Source organism: Nitrogeniibacter aestuarii (assembly GCF_017309585.1).
GTDB classification, from domain to species: domain Bacteria; phylum Pseudomonadota; class Gammaproteobacteria; order Burkholderiales; family Rhodocyclaceae; genus Nitrogeniibacter; species Nitrogeniibacter aestuarii.
The window spans coordinates 4,133,616-4,152,456 of record NZ_CP071321.1 but is presented as its reverse complement, the minus strand read 5'-3'; the positions used below and the strand labels follow the sequence as shown (position 1 = coordinate 4,152,456).

Below are 18,841 nucleotides of genomic sequence, written 5' to 3'. Positions count from 1 at the left end.
GCCCGACGCGCTTCAGTCCTGCCAGAAGCGCTTGGCGGCGACCCGCCGGGCGGTGTCGCGGTCCAGGCCGATATCGTGCAGCAGCCGGTCGTCGAGTCTCTTCAGGGCGGCGCGGCTGCGGCTGCGGTGGTGCCAGAGGATCAGGGTACGGGCCAGCCGCTCGAAGGCGGACATACGGATGTCGGCGCGCGGTGCCGTGGGCTTGACGCAGGCGGCCGGACCGACATCACGCCCGAGGCTGGCACTCGCGTCGGCAGGGCCGGGGACGAGGGTGGCGGGTTGGCTGAGGCTGGTCATGGCGTTCTCCTGTGGGGCGCTGTGCATGGCTTGCAGCTTCCCGCAGGTGCGTATTTCATTCCAATCGTTTATTCGGATGCGCGTGTTCGGAAAATGTGATGGCGTCGTCTGGCGGCTTGCGGTTCAATAAAACCCGGAAAACGCAGTTGATCGCTTGTGCCTGTCCGTCAGGACAAGGGGGGGCGTCGATGAATGTGTGCTCCGACGAGGCGCACCCGGCCAGTCAGCGCGCTACACACCCGAGGGCGTGCCCAACCGCGATTTCCAGGTTATGGCATTGAACACGGAGCCGCCCCATGGAGCTGTACCACCTCAGAACCTTTATCACCGTGGCCGAAGAGGGCCACCTGACCCGTGCTGCCGAGCGCCTGTTCACCAGTCAGCCGGCCATCAGCGCTCATGTGAAGGCGCTGGAAGAGGAACTGGGGGTGGTTCTGTTCGATCGCACCCCCAAGGGAATGCAGCTGACGGCTGCCGGCCGGCAATTGCTCGAGCGCGCCCAGCACACCCTGGCTGCCGCCGGCGATCTGCTCGACGAGGCACGCTCCATGCACGACGAGCTGGTGGGCGAGGTGCATATCGGGCTCAATACCGATGCCCGTTTCTCCCGCGTCATCGACACCCAGCGTGCCATCAGCGCGGCCCATCCACAGCTGGCCACCATCTTCATGGGCGGTAGCAGCGAAGCCAATCTGCCGGCCCTGCGCACCGGCAAACTCGATGCCGGATTTGTGGGCGGGCACTTCGACGACCCCTTGCTCGACCGACTCAAGGTGACCGATGAGGCCCTGGTGGTGGCGGTGCCGTCGTCCCTGCGAGGGCAGTTCGACGCGGCTGATCTGACCGAGCTGGCGCGTCAGCCGTGGATTCATACTTCGCCGAATTGTCCGCATTACCGGGTGATGAGCCGTCTGTTCGAGGCCGCCGGCTGCGAACCCAAACGGGTTGTCGTGGCCGAGCAGGAGGATGCACTCCTCGATATGGTATGCGCCGGTGTGGGCCTGGGCATCGTGCGTGCCGAAAAGGTGGTCGCGATCGCCCAGCGCGATGGCAGCATCTACGCGCTCGACCTGCCGCTGGCGCCCAATCCCCTCTATCTGGTCTATGCCCGCAAGCGCGCCAATGACCCGTTGATTCGTGCGGTGGTCGCTGCGGTGCGGCAAGTCTGGGAGCTGAGCGACACAAGTGAAACGCGGCTGGCCGGCTGAGCAGGCGCGTTTTATTTTCCATTTATGTTGCACTGCGCCATCGTCGTCCTACAATGAAACCGTAGTCCCGGCGCTTCCCTGGCCGGGCGTAAGGAGGTTTCATGGCCTTGCTTCATGCCAGCCGTCTCGGTCTGACGCTTGCGGACGCGGACGGAAAAACCTGGCCCCTGTGGGATTTCGATCTTCATCTGGTCAGCGGGGCCACACTGGCCATCGTGGCCTCCCGACCCGGGCTGGCCTCCGCCATGCTCAAGGTGCTTTCCAGTCAGACGGCACCCGGCTTTGGCGGGGTCTTGCTCGACGGCCGCGAATTCGACGCGGACGATGCGCGCATTGCCATCGTGCGTCGCGACTGGCCGGGGCTGGGTATCCAGCGGGCCGAGAGGCTGGTGCGCTCGGCCGTGCGTGCGGGTGCGGACCGGCGCCTGTCGCGAGAGCAGACGCAACGCTGGGTACGTCACCACCTGTCGCTCGTCAATGCGACCGATCTGGCGGGCAACCGCCTGCGCTGGCTGTCGCCCGGCGCCCTGGCGCGCGTACAGCTCGCCCGCGCCTTTGCCGGGGGGGCCTCGGTACTGTTCCTGGACCAACTGTTTGACGGCATTGGCGGTGCGTCCGGTCACCGTTGTCTCGACTGTCTCCTCGAACTGCAGGAGTCGCTGACGCCGACCCTCGTCATGGCCACCGGGGATATCGATCAGGCCGTGCTGTTCGCCGATCAGGTGCTGTGTCTCGACACCGTGGACGGGCGCATCGTGGCGCGGCACTTCGACGTTCATCTGCCGCGGCCACGGGCCCGGCAAGATCTTCAGCGCGACCAGCAGGCCCAGCTTCTGGTGCAGTCCCTGTGGCGACGGGAGCCGTCGGACGTCTCAGCCCATGTGGCGCCAGCCCCGAGTGCCACCGTGGTCGAACTGAGCCACTATGCGCCGCCGCGTCAGGGGCTGGCCGGCAAGATGCTCGAAAAGCGTGAGCTCACGCTCGGCTTTTTGCCGCTCACCGACTGCGCACCCTTGGCCATCGCGCTCGAAGAAGGTTTCTTTGCCGGCGAGGGCCTGTCGGTGACGCTGTCGCGTGAGTCGTCCTGGAGCAACATCCTCGACAAGGTGTCGCTGGGGCTGCTCGACGGGGCCCAGATGCTCGCGCCCATGCCGCTGGCGGCGCGACTGGGCCACGGCGCGGTGCCCATGGTGACGGCGGTGGGGCTGGGCTGCAACGGCAACGGCATCACCCTGTCGCATGCGCTGTTCGAGACCCTGGGTCTCAAAGGCGAGGGGCCGTTCGATCCCATGCAGACGGCGCTTGCGCTACGCGCCGAGGTGGATCGGCGCAAGCGGGCCGGGCTGCGGCGCCTGGCGCTGGCCGTGGTCGGGTACTACTCGACGCACAACTACCTGCTGCGCTACTGGCTGGCCAGCGCAGGGATCGACCCCGACGAGGATGTGGTGCTCAGTGTCGTGCCGCCGTCGCAGATGGTGGCCTATCTGTCGGCGGGCATGATCGATGGCTGTTGCGTGGGCGAGCCGTGGAACACCGTGGCACTCGATGCCGGCGCCGGTCGTCCGGTGCACTCCAGCTGGCAGATCTGGAACAACCACCCGGAAAAGGTGCTCGGCGTGACCCGCGCCTGGGCCGAGGCCCATCCCAACACACACCAGGCGCTCATTCGTGCCTTGCTCGATGCCTGCTGGTGGCTGGACAAACCGGGCAACCGGCCCCTGGCCTGCGAGTGGCTCAGCCACGGGCGCTACGTGAATCAGTCACCCGACGTGCTCATGCGCTCGCTCTCCGGCACTGCCGGTTTCGATGCGCGTCTGGTGTTCAGCGCCGGGGCGGCCAATTTTCCCTGGCATTCGCATGCGGCGTGGTTCGTCAGTCAGATGGTGCGCTGGGGGCAGTTCGGTCTGCCCGACGATGTCGCCGGGCTGTGTGCCGCCACCTATCGGACCGATCTCTACCGACAGGCCAGTGCGTTCGGTGATGCTTTGCCCGATGCCGACAGCAAATGCGAAGGCACGCACGAGACCGCGTGGCGCTGGCATGGACGCGCCGACGGATTGGAGCTGGGCGGTGATCACTTCATGGATGGGCGCCTGTTCGACAGCGAACAGATGGCCAGCTACCTGCGCGGCTTCGAGGTCAGCGCGGCCAGCCGGAGAGGCCGGGCGTACGCCGCGTGAGCGGGCGCGTGCCGGTCAGCGCACGATGCCGCGTGCGACCAGATCCTTGATGAGGGCATCGGCGAGCGGTTCGACCGAGTCGACAAAGCTGTCGGTGGCAAACAACTCGGCCTTGCCGCTCCAGAGCAGTTCGTTGTTGGTGAGGCTGAAGAGGCTGACCTCGATGACGCTGCGGCGTACCGTCTCGCCATAGGGATAGTCCGGGTAGCCGAAGGGAAAGCGGCCCCACAGACCGTAATGGTAGCCGGAGCCCACGAACACGCCGAAGCGGGGGCGAAAGACCTCACGCTCATAGGTTTCGACGACTTCGGCAACCACCAGCGACTGGAAGCCGAGCCGCTTGGCCTCGCTGCGGGCGGCATCCACCGAGCCCGGCACCGTGCTCGCCTGACCGGCGGCCATGTGCAGCGCGGTCATGTCGAGGGCCGGTTGCAGGTACTGGACGAAGGCGTCTTCGGAGAGTCTGCGCTCCGACTCGGAAGGCACGAGGACCGCGACGGCGCTGCGTCCCAGGGCAATGTTGGCGGCGTCGGGCGCCGTCCACACCGGGCGGTAGAGGCTGGTGGCACAACCGGTCAGGGAGACCAGGGCCAGCAACAGGACAAACCAGCGAAGCAATCGAGTCATGGCAAAGGGCGTCGGCACATTGATCTGCATGCAGTTTAGATCCTGTGTGTCGAGAAGGGTTCGCCCGCGCGCATGCGGATACAAAAAGAAAAAGCCGGTGCATCGCTGCACCGGCTTGTTTGCGACAGTGGCCGAAGCTTACTGTGCCTTCACCGTCAGACGGTGAGCGTGCAGCAGCGGCTCGGTGTAGCCGGAGGGCTGCTCGCGGCCCTTGAACACCAGGTCGCAGGCGGCCTGGAAGGCCACGCCGTCGAAGGCCGGGGCCATCGGCTTGTACAGCGGGTCGTTGGCGTTCTGGCCGTCCACCACCTTGGCCATGCGCTTCATGGTTTCCATGACCTGCGCTTCCGAGCAGATGCCGTGGTGCAGCCAGTTGGCGATGTGCTGGCTGGAGATGCGCAGGGTGGCGCGGTCTTCCATCAGGCCGACGTCGTTGATGTCGGGCACCTTGGAGCAGCCCACGCCCTGGTCGATCCAGCGCACCACGTAGCCGAGGATGCCCTGGGCGTTGTTGTCCAGCTCGCGCTGAATCTCTTCGGCGGTCAGTTGCTGGTCGCCCAGCAGCGGGATGTCGAGGATGTCGTCCACGTTGGCCGGGGCACGCTGGGCGATGTCCTTCTGCAGGCCGAACACGTCGATCATGTGGTAGTGCAGGGCGTGCAGGGTGGCGGCGGTCGGCGAGGGCACCCAGGCGGTGTTGGCACCGGACTTCGGGTGGCCGATCTTGGCGGCCATCATGTCGGCCATGTTGTCGGGCACGGGCCACATGCCCTTGCCGATCTGGGCACGACCGGACAGGCCGCAGGCCAGGCCGACGTCCACGTTCTGGTCTTCGTAGGTGGAGATCCACTTCATGGTCTTGAGCTTGCCCTTGGGTGCGAAGGGGCCGGCTTCCATGCTGGTGTGGATCTCGTCACCGGTGCGGTCGAGGAAGCCGGTGTTGATGAACACTACACGCTCCTTGGCGGCACGGATGCACTCTTTCAGGTTCACCGAGGTGCGGCGCTCTTCGTCCATGATGCCGACCTTCATGGTGTTCTTCGGCAGGCCGAGGGCCTGCTCCACGCGACCGAACAGTTCGACGGCGAAGGCCACTTCTTCCGGGCCGTGCATCTTCGGCTTGACGATGTTCACGCTGCCGGTGGTGGAGTTGCGGAACTGGCCGTTGCCCTTCAGATCGTGAATGGCCGCGCAGGTGGTGAACATGGCGTCCATGATGCCTTCGGGGATTTCCTTGCCGCCGTCGAACAGGATGGCCGGGTTGGTCATCAGGTGGCCGACGTTACGCACGAACAGCATGGAGCGACCCTTGAGGGTCAGCGTGGAGCCGTCCGGCGCGGTGTATTCGCGATCCGGGTTCATGGCGCGGGTGAAGGTCTTGCCGCCCTTGCTCACGGACTCGGTCAGGGTGCCCTTCATGAGGCCCAGCCAGTTGCCGTAGGCCAGGGCCTTGTCTTCGGCGTCCACGGCGGCCACGGAATCTTCGCAGTCCATGATGGTGGTCAGTGCGGCTTCGACCACCACGTCCTTGATACCGGCGGCGTCGGTCTTGCCGATCGGGCTTTCGCGGTCGAACTGGATCTCGAAGTGCAGGCCGTGCTGCTTGAGCAGGACGGTGGTCGGGTTGGCGGCGTCGCCCTGGTAACCGGCGAACTGTGCGTCGTCGGCCAGACCGGTGGTGGAGCCGTCCTTGAGGGACACGACCAGCTTGCCGCCTTCAACGGCGTAGCCGGTGGCGTCAGCATGGGAGGCGTCCTTCAGGGTGGCGGCGTCGTCCAGGAAATTGCGGGCGTAGGCAACGACCTTGGCGCCGCGCACCGGGTTGAAGCTGCTGCCTTTCTCGGCGCCATCGGTTTCCGGCAGGATGTCGGTGCCGTACAGGGCGTCATACAGGCTGCCCCAGCGGGCGTTGGCCGCGTTCAGGGCGAAGCGGGCGTTCATCACCGGCACCACGAGCTGAGGACCGGCCTGCATGGCGATCTCGGGCTCGACGTTTTCGGTTTCGATCTTGAAGTCGCCGCCGACCGGCACGAGGTAGCCGATCTGCTGCAGGAAGGCCTTGTAGTCGGCGAAGTTGCCCTTGCCGTTTTCCTTGTGCCAGGCGTCGAGCTTGGCTTGCAGGTCGTCACGCTTGGCCAGCAGGGCGGCGTTCTTCGGGGCCAGGTCATCGACGATGGATTCGAGGCCGGACCAGAACTGATCGGCCGAGACGCCGGTGCCCGGCAGGATGTCATTTTCAAGCAGGGACTTGAGTTCGTTGGCGACCTGCAGGCCACCGATCTGGGTACGTTCGGTCATGGAGCATCAACCTCGTCAGAAAAATGAACCGGCGCCGAGCGCCGGGATGAATTGGGATTTTAGACCTTGCCGATCAAAGTGCCGGCTCGTGTTTCGGGTGCGCTCGCTCTTGAGTCTTATAGTTCACTCGCTCACGTATCGGCTGGCGGTGCATGCACCGCCAGCCAGACCGTGGTCGAGGTTGTCTCCTCCACCCGGTGCCGGCACCCGGCCGGCAACCAAATCCAGTCGCCTGATTGCAGTGTTTCGCGGTGGCCGTCGTCGAAGGCAATGACGCCCCGGCCAGCCACCACCATCACCCACTCGTCCGATGTCTGGTCGTACCAGAAACCCGGCGGGCTGACCTGTCCATGCGACACGATGCGTTCGATCCTGACATTGGGCGTCACCTTGAGCAGATCCACATGCTCGTCAGCACCAGCGTCGGGCAGAGGGTGAAGCAGCGAACCGCGCTGGATGGCAGCCATGGTCGTGTTCTCCTCGTCGTCGGACAGGGAAATGACGGGGCGTTGTGGCCCCTTCATCAGGCACTTGGAGCATAGCTGTTGAAGCCAGGTAAGGGAATTCCTGTTAAGGTCGCTTCTGTCGATACTAAAAGTATCGAATGGATCGGAAAAACGAGATGGATCGATATACCGAGATTCGCAGTTTCGTGCTCACCGCCGAGCAGGGGAGCTTTGCCGCGGCGTCTGCCATCGAGGGCGTGACGCCGGTGGTGATGGGGCGCCGGCTCGACGCGCTGGAGCGACGCCTGGGCGTGCGCCTGATGCACCGGTCAACGCGCGGGCTGACGCTCACCGAACTGGGTGGGGACTTTCTCGTGCAGTGCCGTCAGCTGCTCAAGGATTTCGAGGCCGCCGAATCGAGCGTGAGCGCGCGGCGTCATGATGTGCGCGGGCATCTGGTGGTGACCGCGCCGGCCGGTTTCGGACGCCGCCATGTGGGCCCGCATGCGCCGGCCTTCAAGCAGCAGTATCCCGATCTGAAGGTGTCGTTCAATTTCACCGACAGCGTGGTGGATCTGGTGCGCGAGGGCTACGACATGGCCGTGCGCATCGGCGAGGTGGTCGATCCGGATTATGTGGCCGTGCCCCTGTACCCGAACCACCGCGTGGTGTGCGGCACGCCCGCGTATTTCGGGCAACATGGCATTCCGAAGCAGCCGGAGGATCTGGTCGATCACAACTGTCTGGCTTTCAATCCGCAGGGCGGGCAGCAGCGGGGCTGGGCATTCGCACGGGACGGCAAGCGCATGTCGGTGCGCGTGGACGGGGACATGGCCTGTAACGACGGCGAGTCGCTGTTCGAGTGGGTGCGTCAGGGGCTTGGTATTGCCTGGCGCTCCACCTGGGAGATCCAGCCGGAGCTGACCCGGGGCACCCTGATGACGGTGCTGGATGAATTCGCGGTGGACAGCTATCCGATCCAGGTGGTGTATCCGCAGCAGCGCTACCTGCCGGCCAAGATCCGCTGCTTCATCGAGTATCTGCGCGAGATCTACAATCGGCCGGGCTACTGGGAGCGGAGCTAGGCTTTCTTGAAGTCATCCAGCGACATGACGCCCTCGAATTCGAGGCGTTTGCGATCCGGCTCCATGCGCTCAAGTGGTTCGCACGGACGCAGGCTGGCGTGGCAGCGCTCGGCCAGTTGCTGGTAGATACGCGTGCCGTCTTCCTTCCAGCCGATTTCGTCGTCGGTCAGTTCGCGCATGACCTTGGCCGGCATTCCGGCAACGAGGCGACGTGGCGGCACGATCATGCCGGCCTTCACGAAGGCGCACGCGGCCACGAACGCGGACTCGCCAATCACGGCGTTGTCCATGATGACCGCGTTCATGCCGATCAACGCATTGCGCCCCACCCGGCAGCTGTGAAGGATCGCGCCGTGGCCGACGTGGCCGTTCTCTTCGACCACTGTGTCGGCCCCCGGATAACCATGCATCACGCACCCATCCTGCAGGTTCGAGCCGGCCTCGAGCACGATGCGTCCGAAATCGCCGCGCAATGAGGCGGTCGGGGCCACGTAGCAGTGCGGCCCGATGATCACGTCGCCGATCAGCACGGCGTCGGGGTGAACATAGGCGGTCGGGTCGATGACCGGTCGCAATCCGTCAATTTCGTAGCAGGCCATCCACATTCTCCGGGTCGAAACCATCAGGCCGGGCGCGCTACACTGCCGCCCTGCCCAGCTCTTGAACTGAAAACCCAAGGATACGACGACATGCTCCATCAACGCGCCGCCAGGGGATTGATCTGTGCCGTCCTGTGCGTGCTCGCGACCAGTGCGCGCGCCGATATCGTGGTGGGGGTCGTGCTCTCGCTGAGCGGCCCGGCTGCGCCGGTCGGGCGTGCACAAGCGCCGGTGGTCGATCATTTGCCCCGCCAGGTGGATGGCGAAGCGGTGGCTTATCTCGTCCGCGACGACGCGTCCGACCCCGCGCAGGCACGCGCGCTGGCGATCGATCTGGCCGACGCAGCATCGGTGGATCTGATCATCGGTTCGACCACTGTCGCCAGCTCGCATGAAATCGTGAATGCGATGGCAGGCAGAGGCGTCCCGGTGATCACGCCGTCGGCGCTCGAACTCGGCCGCATTCAGCCGGGGGCGGCAGGGTACTGGGCATTCCGCACGGCGCCGGATCCCTGGCTGATGGCCAATGGCGTGGTTGCGCATCTGCTCGCCCATGGCCGACGCCGTCTCGCCTTTGTCGCGATCGATGGCCCTTATGGCGATCTGTGGTGGTCGGCGTTCGGCACGCTGGCTGAAACGCGGGGGCTCGAGGTGGAATCCTTCCGTCGCTTCGACGCCGGGCCGGCCGCCTGGCCCTGGCCGTCGGCGGTAGCGCGCGAATCGCCTGATGCGGTCATGGTTGTGGCCGCCGGGTCTGCCGCCGTGGCCGCCGTGCAGGCGCTGCGCAAAGCCGGTTTCGACGGGCCCATCTATCAGACCAACGCGGCTGCGGTCGACGCTTTTCGGCATGCCTGCCAAGGGCAATGCAAAGACGTGATGATGCCGGCGAGCCCCGCACGGCTGGCGGAAGGGGAGGGCGCAGGGGCCCGATTCCGGTCGCAGCTGGGGCCGGCCGCCACGGCCTTCGGTGGCTACGTCTGGGATGCGGGCATCCTGCTGGAAGAAGCACTGCGCCGATCGCGGGCGACGCGCATGGCGGACGCTGCCGGCACGCGTCAGGCACTGCGCAATGGGCTTGAATCGGTTCGATCGCTCTCCGGCGTCAACGGTGTTTTTTCCATGTCGGCAGGTGACCACGTGGGCCTGGATCAGCGCGCGGTCATTCTGGTCACCCCTGATGAAAATGGCTGGAAGCGGGCGGACTGAGGTAACAGAAGCGTAAATTTTCACGAATCCGACGGGCGTTCCCGAATGGCGGGTTCATCTTCCCGTTTGACATGCTGCGCCGCAGAATTCCGGGGTGCTTGATACGCCGCATTTGGCACGTGTGGCGCCAAAACGCCTGCAAGATCAATCAACTTCGTCAAAATCGACTTTGTTGCTCTGCAATATCGAGTCTGTGGCATTGCGCCAAGCGTGTTGCCAGCGAAGGCTGCATCATGAACATCTTGTATTCGAGGCGCATGACATTCGCGCGGCAGATTTCACGAAAACCGCGCCATTACTTGCTTTCAGGGCTACACGCGGAAAATATCGGTGCTATCATCCGCCACTGAGAAACACCCATCCACTCCCAATCTCGAGGATCAACATGAACAAAGGTGAATTCGTCGAAGCCCTGGCTGACCGTATGGACGTCTCCCGTGCTCAAGCCGACCGTGCCGTGTCCGCCGTCCTGGACATCATCACCGAAGAACTGGCCAAGGGTGGCAAAGTTGCCTTCACCGGTTTCGGTTCCTTCGAAGTGTCCAAGCGCGCAGCCCGCACCGGCCGCAACCCGCAGACTGGCGCTTCGATCAAGATTGCTGCTTCCAGCGTGCCCAAGTTCTCTGCTGGCGCAACCCTGAAGTCTGCAGTCAACGGCAAGTAATCGATTCCGATTGCCTTGTCAGCAAAAACCCGGCTCCGGCCGGGTTTTTTATCGCCTCGATCAAGCGCTCTGTTGCGTTGCGTCAAAATAATGAAACCTGTGCCAGCGCAACATGAACGCAATTTCATTGGAGGTTTCAATCATGGCTGACCCGCGCTTCGAAGAGTTTTATGGATATCGTTTTGAGGAACTGTCCGAGGGCATGACGGCTGCCTACGGTCGGACGATCACCGAGAGTGACATCCTGCTGTTTGCCGGTATCTCAGGCGACACCAATCCGGTGCATCTGAACGAGGAGCTGGCTGCCGACTCCATGTTCAAGGGTCGCATCGCTCATGGGATGCTCTCGTCGTCATTCATCTCGACGGTTTTCGGCACCAAGTTGCCCGGTCCGGGCTGCATTTACCTTTCCCAGACCCTGAAGTTCAAGGCACCGGTCCGCGCGGGGGATACGGTCGTGGCGCGTGTAACGCTGCTGGAGCTCGTGCCGGAAAAGCGCAAGGCGCTCTTCAAGACCGAATGTACGGTGGGCGACACCGTGGTGCTGACCGGCGAAGCCGAGATCATGGTGCCCAAGCGCTGACTGGCGCATGTGTCATAAAGACACAGTTGCTCCATTTTGGAGTGCACGAAATTGCCTATTAAATAGGAAATCTTTTGCAATAATTGGGGTTTCCATCGCTCAATCAATGAGTTGTCAATACTGGCATGGCGTATGCGGGTGTGCTGACGTTGCGAATTGACCTTTCGCACCCTCAGTACACAAGGAGACATTCATGCTTTACGCCATGCCGGGCCAGGCCGACGCCCCCGTTCAGTTCAAGGCCAAGTACGACAATTTCATTGGTGGCGAGTTTGTGCCGCCGGTTGAGGGACAATACTTCGACGTGATCACCCCGATCAACGGTCGTCCCTACACCCAGGCGGCCCGCTCCGGCGCCGCCGACATCGACAAGGCGCTGGACGCTGCCCATGCTGCAGCGGATGCCTGGGGCAAGACCGCACCGGCAGAGCGCGCCGGCATTCTGCTCAAGATTGCCGATCGTATCGAGCAGAACCTGGAAAAGCTGGCGTACGCGGAAACCTGCGACAACGGCAAGCCGATCCGTGAAACCCTGGCGGCCGACATTCCGCTGGCGGCAGACCATTTCCGCTACTTCGCGGGCTGCCTGCGTGCCCAGGAAGGGGCGCTCTCCGAGATCGACGAAAACACGGTCGCTTACCACTTCCACGAGCCGCTGGGCGTCGTCGGTCAGATCATTCCGTGGAACTTCCCGATCCTGATGGCTGCCTGGAAACTGGCCCCGGCCATCGGCGCAGGCAACTGCGTGGTGCTCAAGCCCGCTGAATCCACCCCGGTCTCCATCATGGTGCTGGCCGAGCTGATCGGTGACCTGCTGCCCAAGGGCGTGCTGAACATCGTGAACGGTTTCGGCCGCGAAGCCGGTGTACCGCTGGCCACCAGCACCCGTATCGCCAAGATCGCCTTCACCGGTTCCACCGCCACCGGTCGTCTGATCGGTCAGGCCGCCGCCAACAACCTGATCCCGGCCACGCTGGAACTGGGTGGCAAGTCCCCCAACGTGTTCTTCGAAGACGTGGCTCAGGCCGACGACGAGTTCTTCGACAAGGCCATCGAGGGTCTGGTGCTGTTTGCCTTCAATCAGGGTGAAGTGTGCACCTGCCCGTCCCGCGCGCTGATTCAGGAATCCATCTACGACCGATTCATGGACCGCGCCCTGACGCGCATCAATGCGATCAAGCAAGGCAGCCCGCTGGACACCGATACCATGATGGGTGCCCAGGCGTCCCAGGAGCAGATGAGCAAGATCACCTCCTACCTGGATCTGGGCAAGCAGGAAGGCGCCCAGTGCCTGATCGGTGGTGAGCAGGCCCGTCTGGGTGGCGATCTGGCCGACGGTTACTACATCAAGCCGACGGTGTTCAAGGGCCACAACAAGATGCGCATCTTCCAGGAAGAGATCTTCGGACCGGTGCTGGCCGTGACCACCTTCAAGACCGAAGCTGAAGCGCTCGAGATCGCCAACGATACCCTCTACGGTCTGGGTGCCGGCGTGTGGTCGCGTGACGGTTCCCGCGCTTACCGCATGGGCCGTGGCATCAAGGCGGGTCGTGTGTGGACCAACTGCTACCACGCCTACCCGGCACACGCTGCCTTCGGTGGCTACAAGCAGTCCGGTATCGGCCGCGAAACCCACAAGATGATGCTGGATCACTACCAGCAGACGAAGAACCTGCTCGTGAGCTACAACCCGAACAAGCTCGGCTTCTTCTGATCTGTTTGACCCGACCGGTGCTTTTCTTTGCGGGCACTCCTTGTGGAGTGTCCGCATTTTTCATTTCGGCCGGCGTGGATGGCCGGCGAGCCAAGGAGCACGAACATGGTTGATCGTGTCGTTGCGACACCGGAAGCACTCGAACTGATCGAAGTGCTCAAGAAAAAATATGGTCCCGAGTTGCTGTTCATGCAGTCGGGTGGCTGCTGCGACAACAGTGCCGCCAACTGCTACAAGAAGAGCGAATTCATGGTCAGCCCGGCCGATGTGTATCTGGGCGACGTGGGTGGGCTGCCCTTCTACATTGGTGGTGCGCAGTACGAATACTGGAAGCACACCCAGATCATCATCGGCGTGGTCGAAGGCGGTCATGGTGGCACTTTCTCGCTCGAAGGGCCTGAAGGGCGCGCTTTCATTTCCGAGTCGAGACTGTTCTCGGACGAGGAGTGGGCCGAGCTCGAAACCTCGGGCGTGGTGAAATAAAAAACCGGGCGTGACGCCCGGTTTCGATTTCAGCCTTTGCTGGGGCGGCTGCCCTGGCCCGACTGGGCCGGACGGCGCCGACGCTGCTGGGGCTTGCCGGCCCCCGCGCCGTCGGCCTTGGCCTGCGGGCGATCGCCCGACTGGCCAGTGCGACCACGGCGCTGCGCGCCTTCGCCGCCATTGCCATTGCCGCTGCGCTGGTGACGGTGGCTGTTGCGCTGGTTGGGCGCCTGGTTGCCGCGTGGCTGGCGCTGCGGTGCCTTGAAATGCTCGGGCTCGTCGATGGTGAAGCCGCCGACTTCGATGCGCTCGATCTTCTGGCCGATGAGGCGCTCGATATCGCGCAGTTGCTTGGCTTCCTCGTGCGGATCGACCAGCGACAGGGCTTCGCCCTCGGCACCGGCACGGCCGGTACGGCCGATACGGTGCACGTAGTCTTCGGGCACGTTTGGCAGGTCGAAGTTCACCACATGGGGGAGCTGATCCACGTCGATGCCGCGCGCGGCGATGTCGGTGGCGACCAGCACCTGCAACTTGGCGGCCTTGAAGGCATCGAGCGCACGCATGCGGGCGTTCTGTGCCTTGTCGCCATGCAGGGCAGCCGAGCTGATGCCGGCGGCGTGCAGCTGGCGGGCGAGGCGATCGGCGCCATGCTTGGTGCGGCTGAAGACCAGCACCTGGAACCACTGGCGCTCGCGCACCAGATGAATCAGCAGGTCGCGCTTCTCGTGCTTGTTCACCAGCATGAGCGATTGCTTGACGCGCTCGGCGGTGCTGTTGCGCGGCGCCACGTCCACACTGGCTGGGTTCTTCAGCAGGCCCTCGGCCAGTTGGCGGATCTCCTTGCTGAAGGTGGCCGAGAACAGCAGGTTCTGGCGCTGGGCCGGTAGCTTGGCGAGAATTTTCTTGATGTCGTGGATAAAGCCCATGTCGAGCATGCGGTCGGCTTCGTCCAGCACCAGGGTTTCCACGTCGGTGAGCTTGATGTTGCCCTGGTTGATGTGGTCGAGCAGACGGCCGGGACAGGCCACCATCACTTCCACTGGGCGGCGCAGCGCGCGCGACTGGGTGCTGATGTTCACACCACCGAAGACGGCGAAGGAACGCACCGGCACGTGGGCGGCATAGGCGCGCACCGACTCGTCCACCTGGGCGGCCAGTTCGCGGGTCGGGGTGAGGATGAGCACACGCGGACGGCCATCGCGGGCACGTTTTTCGTGTTTCATCTGCTGTTGCAGGATCGGCAGCGCGAAGCTGGCGGTCTTGCCGGTGCCGGTCTGCGCGGCAGCGAGCAGATCCTGGCCGGTGAGGACGACCGGAATCGCCTGGGCCTGAATCGGGGTGGGTTTCGTGTAACCGGTCTCGGCAAGCGCGCGCAGCAGCGGCTCGGCCAGACCGAGGTCGGCAAAATTCGTGTCAGATGACATGTTGTGTGAGTCTCCGGCGACGGCCTGTCTATCGCGAGGAGAGACACCAATCGAGGCGGACGGGATATTCGGGCAGCCAGGCTGCCTGGGTGATAAGAGACGCGCACATGCCGATTGGTCGTTGCAATGTGCGGACGCGCAGTCTAACGGAAAAAAGGCGCGCGGGTTGAGGTATTTCCATCGGTCGGCGCCAAACGGCCTAGAATGTCGCGCTTTCGCTACATCTGTCTTCCGGTTCCTGCCATGGCGCTCAAATCCACCATCTTCAAGTTCCAGCTCCAGATCTCGGATCTGGATCGTCACTACTATGCCGAGCATGCGCTCACGCTGGCACGTCATCCGTCCGAGACCGACGAGCGCCTGGTCGCCCGGGTGCTGGCCTTCGGCCGCATTGCCGATGAGGGCATCGACATGACTTCGGCGCTGTGCGAGCCGGATGAACCCGACCTGTGCATCAAGACGCTGGACGGGCGAATCCAGCACTGGATCGATGTGGGTCAGCCGGACGCGCGTCGTGTGCTTAAGGCGGCCGGTCGCGCCGATCGCGTGACGATTCATCCCTACGGCGGACCGACATCGAGCCTGTGGTGGGAAGGCGTACGCAAGGAGTTGCTGCGGGTGCGCAAGCTCGACGTGATTGCCTTCCCGGAGGCGGCGGTCAAACAGCTGGCAAAGAGCGTCGAGCGCACCTGCCAGTGGCAGATCACCGTGCAGGATGGCGAGATGATGGTCACCACGGGCAGCGATTGCGTTTCGCTCACACCGGACACCTGGCGCGAAATGAGCACCTGATTGGCCGTGACACATGTCGGCCCGGCATCTTATAACGTGCATATACACGTAATTCGATGGTTGGTCACATGACATCAGGCACCGCACAAGAGAGCAAAGCACTGCCCCCTTTGCCGTGCACCGGCGCGCGTGCAAGGCGGCTCACCCGCCGGATGACGGCTTTCTACGAAGGCTATCTGCGCGAGGCCGGCCTGCGCCTGCCTCAGTATTCCCTGCTCATGCACCTGACACGGGCGCCTCAGTCGCTGCTCCATCTGGCCGAACGCATGGACATGGATCGCACCACCCTGACCCGGGCGCTCAAACCCCTTGTGGAAGCCGGATGGGTCGTGCGTCATGCGAGCGACGATGCCCGTCAGCGCCTGTACGCGCTCAGCGACAGCGGGCGCCAGAAGCGGGATCAGGCCCAGGTGGTGTGGGTGGAGGCCCAGCTGGCACTCGAGACGGTACTGGGTCGCGATTTCACGGCCGAACTCAACGCGCAGCTCGAAGCAGCGCTCGAGCGCTTGCGTCCTGCCCTGTCGCCGGAGAACTGAGCATGCGCATGTCCAACGATCCGAAGTGGTCCTACTGGATGCTGGCCGCCACCGCCGCGGCACTGCTGGCCATCACCAACGGCGGGCGTCTGTCCCTCGGGCTGTTTGTCTCGCCGCTCAACACCTCGACCGGTCTGGGCATCACGACCATCAGCCTGGTGATGGCGGTGGCGCAGCTGTCCTGGGGGGCGGTTCAACCCCTGGCCGGCGCGGTCGCCGACCGTTATGGTGCCGGGCGCGCCCTGGCGGCGGGGGTTATCTGCATGGCGCTCGGGGCGGCCCTGACGCCATGGGCCCATACCGGCCTGACCTTGTCGATCACGGTGGGCGTGCTCCTGGCCGGCGGTGCCGGGGCCAGCAGTCTGGCGGTGCTGCTGGGTGCGGCCGTCTCGCGGGTGCCCGAGCAGTATCGTGGCATGGCCTCCGGCGCCATCAACGCGGGTGGCTCTTTTGGGCAGTTCATTTTCGCGCCGCTCATGCAGGCCTTCATCGCGATGATCGGCTGGATGGGCGCCATGTGGGCGATGGCCCTCATCGTCATCACGGCGCTGCCCCTGGCGCGGGTGCTGCGCACGCCGGCACCGGACACCTCGCCATCGGCCGTGGGCACGACCGTCGATCGCGGCATGAAGGCTGCGCTCAAGGACGCCTTTGCCGACCGCAGTTATCTGCTCTTGCACGCCGGCTTCTTCACCTGCGGTTTCCACATCGCGTTTCTGGTCACGCATCTGCCGGGGGAGGTGGGGCTGTGCGGCCTGCCGCCGTCGGTGGCCAGCTGGTCACTGGGCATCATCGGTCTGTCGAATATTGCCGGCAGCCTGTATGCGGGCTGGTGCGTGCAACGCTATCGAAGCAAGCACGTACTGTTCTGGATGTATGGCTCGCGTGCCGTGCTGGTCGCGATCTACCTGATGGCCCCGAAAACCGAACTGACCTTCTACCTGTTCGCTGTCGGGCTGGGCTTTACCTGGCTGGCGACCGTACCGCCCACGGCTTCGCTGGTGGGCAAGCTCCATGGCTCACGGTATCTCGCCACCCTGTTCGGGCTCACCATTTTCACTCATCAGATCGGTGGCTTTCTGGGCGCATGGCTCGGGGGGATCGCCATCAGCGCTCACGGTGATTTCCAGTGGATGTGGTACGCCGACATGGTGCTGGCCGCGCTGGCGGCGATGGCCAATCTGCCGATTCGTGAAGGGCGTGTCGTACGTCACGTTCCGACCACATGAGCGTTCAAGAATGATCGTCCGGCCCCGTTCATGAGATATCGGAGCCCTCGCTCCAGGATGTCCCGGAGCCCACGCCATGCCCAATTCGCTCAAGCTGTCTCAACTGATCGGTTCGCTCAGTTACGCCCTTGATATGACCGAGGGGCAACCGGCCGGTCATTGCGTGCGCTGCTGCTGGATCGGTACGCACATCGGCCGCGAGCTGATGCTGCCGGAGCAGGAGATGCGCGAGCTGTACTACACCCTGCTGCTGAAGGATCTGGGGTGCAGCTCCAACGCGGCGCGGATCTGTGAGCTCTATCTGGCGGACGACCTGAGCTTCAAGCGCGACTTCAAGCTCGTGAACGGTTCGCTGCCGAAGGTGCTGAACTTCGTGATCGGGCACACGGGCCTGGGGGCCAACCTTGCCGATCGTTTCAGGGCGATCTTCACGATCTTCCGCGAAGGCGATGACATTGCCCAGGAACTGATTCAGACCCGCTGTCAGCGCGGCGCCGATATTGCGCGGCGGCTGCGTTTCAGCGAGGCCGTGGCGGAAGGGATTCATTGTCTTGACGAACACTGGGACGGCACGGGTCGGCCCGGCCAGCGGATCAGGACCGAAATTCCGCTGTACTCTCAGATTGCGCTGCTGTCGCAGGTGATCGATGTGTTCTTCATGTCCGAAGGCGACCACGCAGCGCTCGAAGAAGCCACCGCCCGCGCGGGTGCCTGGTTTGACCCGGCGCTTGTCGACGCCTTCCGCTCGGTGGCGCGGGACGGGGCTTTCTGGACCATGTTGCGCAGCCCCGAGATCGATCGTGCGGTGTTCGAGCTGGAACCCGGGCAGGCGGAAGTGGCTCTCGACGAGGACTATCTGGACGAGATCGCCGTGGCCTTTGGCGAGGTGGTCGATGCCAAAAGCCCCTACACCGCCGGGCACAGTGCCCGGGTGGCGCTCTATACCGATGTGATCGCCGAGGCCATGGGGCTGCCCGAGGCGCGACGTCGCTGGCTCAAGCGCGGGGCGCTGCTGCACGACGTGGGCAAGCTGGGCGTGAGCAATCTCATTCTCGACAAGCCGGGCAAGCTGGATAGCGACGAATGGCATGCGGTGCAGATGCACGCCGCCTATACCGAGGAGATTCTCTGCCGGATTCCCGCATTCCGGGAGCTGGCCGTCATCTCGGGCGCGCACCATGAGCGGCTCGACGGAAAAGGCTATCCGCACGGGCTCTCGGGTGAGCAGATTTCGCTCGAAACCCGCATCATCACGACGGCCGACATCTTCGATGCCATCACCGCCGAACGCCCCTATCGGGGCGCGATTCCGCTGCCCAAGGCGCTCGACATGATGGCCGAAAATGTGGGCACGGCCATCGACGCCGAATGCTTCGCCGCACTCAAGCGCTCCTTGCATCGTCTCATCGCCGTCGATCCGGAAGCGGCGGCGCTCGCCGCATGAATCGTGTAGGCTCTGGTCCCTTT

The 18,841-nt window shown here is 64.0% G+C and carries 18 protein-coding genes; 12 read left to right on the top strand and 6 right to left on the bottom strand.

What is annotated here, in order from left to right; translation table 11 throughout:
• Positions 1 to 12: 12 nt before the first annotated feature.
• Entirely contained in the window at positions 13 to 297 is a 285-nt protein-coding gene (locus tag J0W34_RS19295; RefSeq protein WP_230969859.1) for a DUF1127 domain-containing protein, read from the bottom strand.
• Between the two features lie 296 nt (positions 298 to 593).
• On the opposite strand from J0W34_RS19295, the gene J0W34_RS19290 reads away from it, so the two are divergent.
• Together J0W34_RS19290 and J0W34_RS19285 are read left to right on the top strand one after the other, a co-directional pair.
• Complete coding sequence (locus J0W34_RS19290) at positions 594 to 1,505, top strand: LysR family transcriptional regulator (protein ID WP_230969858.1); 912 nt, start codon at positions 594 to 596, stop codon at positions 1,503 to 1,505.
• A 101-nt stretch (positions 1,506 to 1,606) separates the two neighbouring features.
• Positions 1,607 to 3,685 carry an ABC transporter ATP-binding/substrate-binding protein gene (locus J0W34_RS19285; RefSeq protein ID WP_230969857.1) on the top strand — a complete coding sequence of 693 codons (2,079 nt, stop codon included), beginning with the start codon at positions 1,607 to 1,609 and terminating at the stop codon, positions 3,683 to 3,685.
• Positions 3,686 to 3,700: 15 nt separating this feature from the next.
• On the opposite strand, the gene J0W34_RS19280 is transcribed toward J0W34_RS19285, so the two are convergent.
• From J0W34_RS19280 to J0W34_RS19270, 3 genes are all read right to left on the bottom strand, one after another.
• Positions 3,701 to 4,342: a lipoprotein gene (locus J0W34_RS19280; protein WP_230969856.1), complete on the bottom strand. Its 642-nt coding sequence runs from the start codon at positions 4,340 to 4,342 to the stop codon at positions 3,701 to 3,703.
• 108 nt (positions 4,343 to 4,450) lie between these two features.
• Positions 4,451 to 6,610 carry a malate synthase G gene (locus tag J0W34_RS19275; protein WP_230969855.1) on the bottom strand — a complete coding sequence of 720 codons (2,160 nt, stop codon included), beginning with the start codon at positions 6,608 to 6,610 and terminating at the stop codon, positions 4,451 to 4,453.
• A 131-nt stretch (positions 6,611 to 6,741) separates the two neighbouring features.
• Positions 6,742 to 7,134, bottom strand: a complete 393-nt coding sequence (locus tag J0W34_RS19270) for a cupin domain-containing protein (RefSeq protein ID WP_230969854.1) — start codon at positions 7,132 to 7,134, stop codon at positions 6,742 to 6,744.
• Positions 7,135 to 7,232: 98 nt separating this feature from the next.
• Between J0W34_RS19270 and J0W34_RS19265 the strand changes: the two genes are divergently transcribed.
• On the top strand, positions 7,233 to 8,141 hold the full coding sequence (locus tag J0W34_RS19265; protein WP_230969853.1) for a LysR family transcriptional regulator: 909 nt from the start codon (positions 7,233 to 7,235) through the stop codon (positions 8,139 to 8,141).
• Here J0W34_RS19265 and paaY read toward each other — a convergent pair.
• On the bottom strand, positions 8,138 to 8,740 hold the full coding sequence (paaY, locus tag J0W34_RS19260; RefSeq protein ID WP_230969852.1) for a phenylacetic acid degradation protein PaaY: 603 nt from the start codon (positions 8,738 to 8,740) through the stop codon (positions 8,138 to 8,140). The two genes, J0W34_RS19265 and paaY, sit on opposite strands and share 4 nt — an antisense overlap.
• A 90-nt stretch (positions 8,741 to 8,830) precedes the next feature.
• On the opposite strand from paaY, the gene J0W34_RS19255 reads away from it, so the two are divergent.
• The 5 genes from J0W34_RS19255 to J0W34_RS19235 all read left to right on the top strand — a co-directional run bounded on the left by J0W34_RS19255 (position 8,831) and on the right by J0W34_RS19235 (position 13,390).
• Positions 8,831 to 9,946: an ABC transporter substrate-binding protein gene (locus J0W34_RS19255; protein WP_230969851.1), complete on the top strand. Its 1,116-nt coding sequence runs from the start codon at positions 8,831 to 8,833 to the stop codon at positions 9,944 to 9,946.
• Between the two features lie 370 nt (positions 9,947 to 10,316).
• On the top strand, positions 10,317 to 10,610 hold the full coding sequence (locus J0W34_RS19250; RefSeq protein ID WP_331001545.1) for an HU family DNA-binding protein: 294 nt from the start codon (positions 10,317 to 10,319) through the stop codon (positions 10,608 to 10,610).
• A 142-nt stretch (positions 10,611 to 10,752) separates the two neighbouring features.
• On the top strand, positions 10,753 to 11,193 hold the full coding sequence (locus J0W34_RS19245) for a MaoC family dehydratase (protein ID WP_230969850.1): 441 nt from the start codon (positions 10,753 to 10,755) through the stop codon (positions 11,191 to 11,193).
• A 193-nt stretch (positions 11,194 to 11,386) separates the two neighbouring features.
• Entirely contained in the window at positions 11,387 to 12,907 is a 1,521-nt protein-coding gene (adh, locus tag J0W34_RS19240; RefSeq protein WP_230969849.1) for an aldehyde dehydrogenase, read from the top strand.
• Between the two features lie 105 nt (positions 12,908 to 13,012).
• A complete protein-coding gene (locus J0W34_RS19235) occupies positions 13,013 to 13,390 on the top strand; it encodes a DUF779 domain-containing protein (RefSeq protein WP_230969848.1) in 378 nt (125 codons plus the stop codon).
• 29 nt (positions 13,391 to 13,419) lie between these two features.
• Here the strand turns inward: J0W34_RS19235 and J0W34_RS19230 are convergent, their stop codons facing one another.
• Entirely contained in the window at positions 13,420 to 14,817 is a 1,398-nt protein-coding gene (locus J0W34_RS19230; RefSeq protein WP_230969847.1) for a DEAD/DEAH box helicase, read from the bottom strand.
• Positions 14,818 to 15,060: 243 nt separating this feature from the next.
• On the opposite strand from J0W34_RS19230, the gene J0W34_RS19225 reads away from it, so the two are divergent.
• The 4 genes from J0W34_RS19225 (at position 15,061) to J0W34_RS19210 (ending at position 18,818) form a co-directional block, all read left to right on the top strand.
• Positions 15,061 to 15,609 (top strand): YaeQ family protein, encoded by a 549-nt coding sequence (locus J0W34_RS19225; protein ID WP_230969846.1) that lies wholly within the window; start codon positions 15,061 to 15,063, stop codon positions 15,607 to 15,609.
• A gap of 68 nt (positions 15,610 to 15,677) precedes the next feature.
• Complete coding sequence (locus J0W34_RS19220) at positions 15,678 to 16,145, top strand: MarR family winged helix-turn-helix transcriptional regulator (RefSeq protein ID WP_230969845.1); 468 nt, start codon at positions 15,678 to 15,680, stop codon at positions 16,143 to 16,145.
• Positions 16,146 to 16,153: 8 nt separating this feature from the next.
• Positions 16,154 to 17,374, top strand: a complete 1,221-nt coding sequence (locus J0W34_RS19215) for an MFS transporter (protein ID WP_407941177.1) — start codon at positions 16,154 to 16,156, stop codon at positions 17,372 to 17,374.
• Between the two features lie 76 nt (positions 17,375 to 17,450).
• On the top strand, positions 17,451 to 18,818 hold the full coding sequence (locus J0W34_RS19210; RefSeq protein ID WP_230969843.1) for an HD-GYP domain-containing protein: 1,368 nt from the start codon (positions 17,451 to 17,453) through the stop codon (positions 18,816 to 18,818).
• Positions 18,819 to 18,841: the final 23 nt, after the last annotated feature.

Excerpts from the sequence above, each read along its gene's own strand:
- J0W34_RS19245 (WP_230969850.1), top strand. The coding sequence starts at position 10,753 with ATGGCTGACCCGCGCTTCGAAGAGTTTTATGGATATCGTTTTGAGGAA.
- J0W34_RS19230 (WP_230969847.1), bottom strand. The coding sequence starts at position 14,817 with ATGTCATCTGACACGAATTTTGCCGACCTCGGTCTGGCCGAGCCGCTG.
- J0W34_RS19285 (WP_230969857.1), top strand. The coding sequence starts at position 1,607 with ATGGCCTTGCTTCATGCCAGCCGTCTCGGTCTGACGCTTGCGGACGCG.
- J0W34_RS19215 (WP_407941177.1), top strand. The coding sequence starts at position 16,154 with ATGTCCAACGATCCGAAGTGGTCCTACTGGATGCTGGCCGCCACCGCC.
- J0W34_RS19265 (WP_230969853.1), top strand. The coding sequence starts at position 7,233 with ATGGATCGATATACCGAGATTCGCAGTTTCGTGCTCACCGCCGAGCAG.
- J0W34_RS19255 (WP_230969851.1), top strand. The coding sequence starts at position 8,831 with ATGCTCCATCAACGCGCCGCCAGGGGATTGATCTGTGCCGTCCTGTGC.
- J0W34_RS19295 (WP_230969859.1), bottom strand. The coding sequence starts at position 297 with ATGACCAGCCTCAGCCAACCCGCCACCCTCGTCCCCGGCCCTGCCGAC.
- paaY (WP_230969852.1), bottom strand. The coding sequence starts at position 8,740 with ATGGCCTGCTACGAAATTGACGGATTGCGACCGGTCATCGACCCGACC.
- J0W34_RS19235 (WP_230969848.1), top strand. The coding sequence starts at position 13,013 with ATGGTTGATCGTGTCGTTGCGACACCGGAAGCACTCGAACTGATCGAA.
- J0W34_RS19210 (WP_230969843.1), top strand. The coding sequence starts at position 17,451 with ATGCCCAATTCGCTCAAGCTGTCTCAACTGATCGGTTCGCTCAGTTAC.
- J0W34_RS19275 (WP_230969855.1), bottom strand. The coding sequence starts at position 6,610 with ATGACCGAACGTACCCAGATCGGTGGCCTGCAGGTCGCCAACGAACTC.
- J0W34_RS19220 (WP_230969845.1), top strand. The coding sequence starts at position 15,678 with ATGACATCAGGCACCGCACAAGAGAGCAAAGCACTGCCCCCTTTGCCG.
- J0W34_RS19280 (WP_230969856.1), bottom strand. The coding sequence starts at position 4,342 with ATGCAGATCAATGTGCCGACGCCCTTTGCCATGACTCGATTGCTTCGC.
- adh (WP_230969849.1), top strand. The coding sequence starts at position 11,387 with ATGCTTTACGCCATGCCGGGCCAGGCCGACGCCCCCGTTCAGTTCAAG.
- J0W34_RS19290 (WP_230969858.1), top strand. The coding sequence starts at position 594 with ATGGAGCTGTACCACCTCAGAACCTTTATCACCGTGGCCGAAGAGGGC.
- J0W34_RS19225 (WP_230969846.1), top strand. The coding sequence starts at position 15,061 with ATGGCGCTCAAATCCACCATCTTCAAGTTCCAGCTCCAGATCTCGGAT.
- J0W34_RS19270 (WP_230969854.1), bottom strand. The coding sequence starts at position 7,134 with ATGAAGGGGCCACAACGCCCCGTCATTTCCCTGTCCGACGACGAGGAG.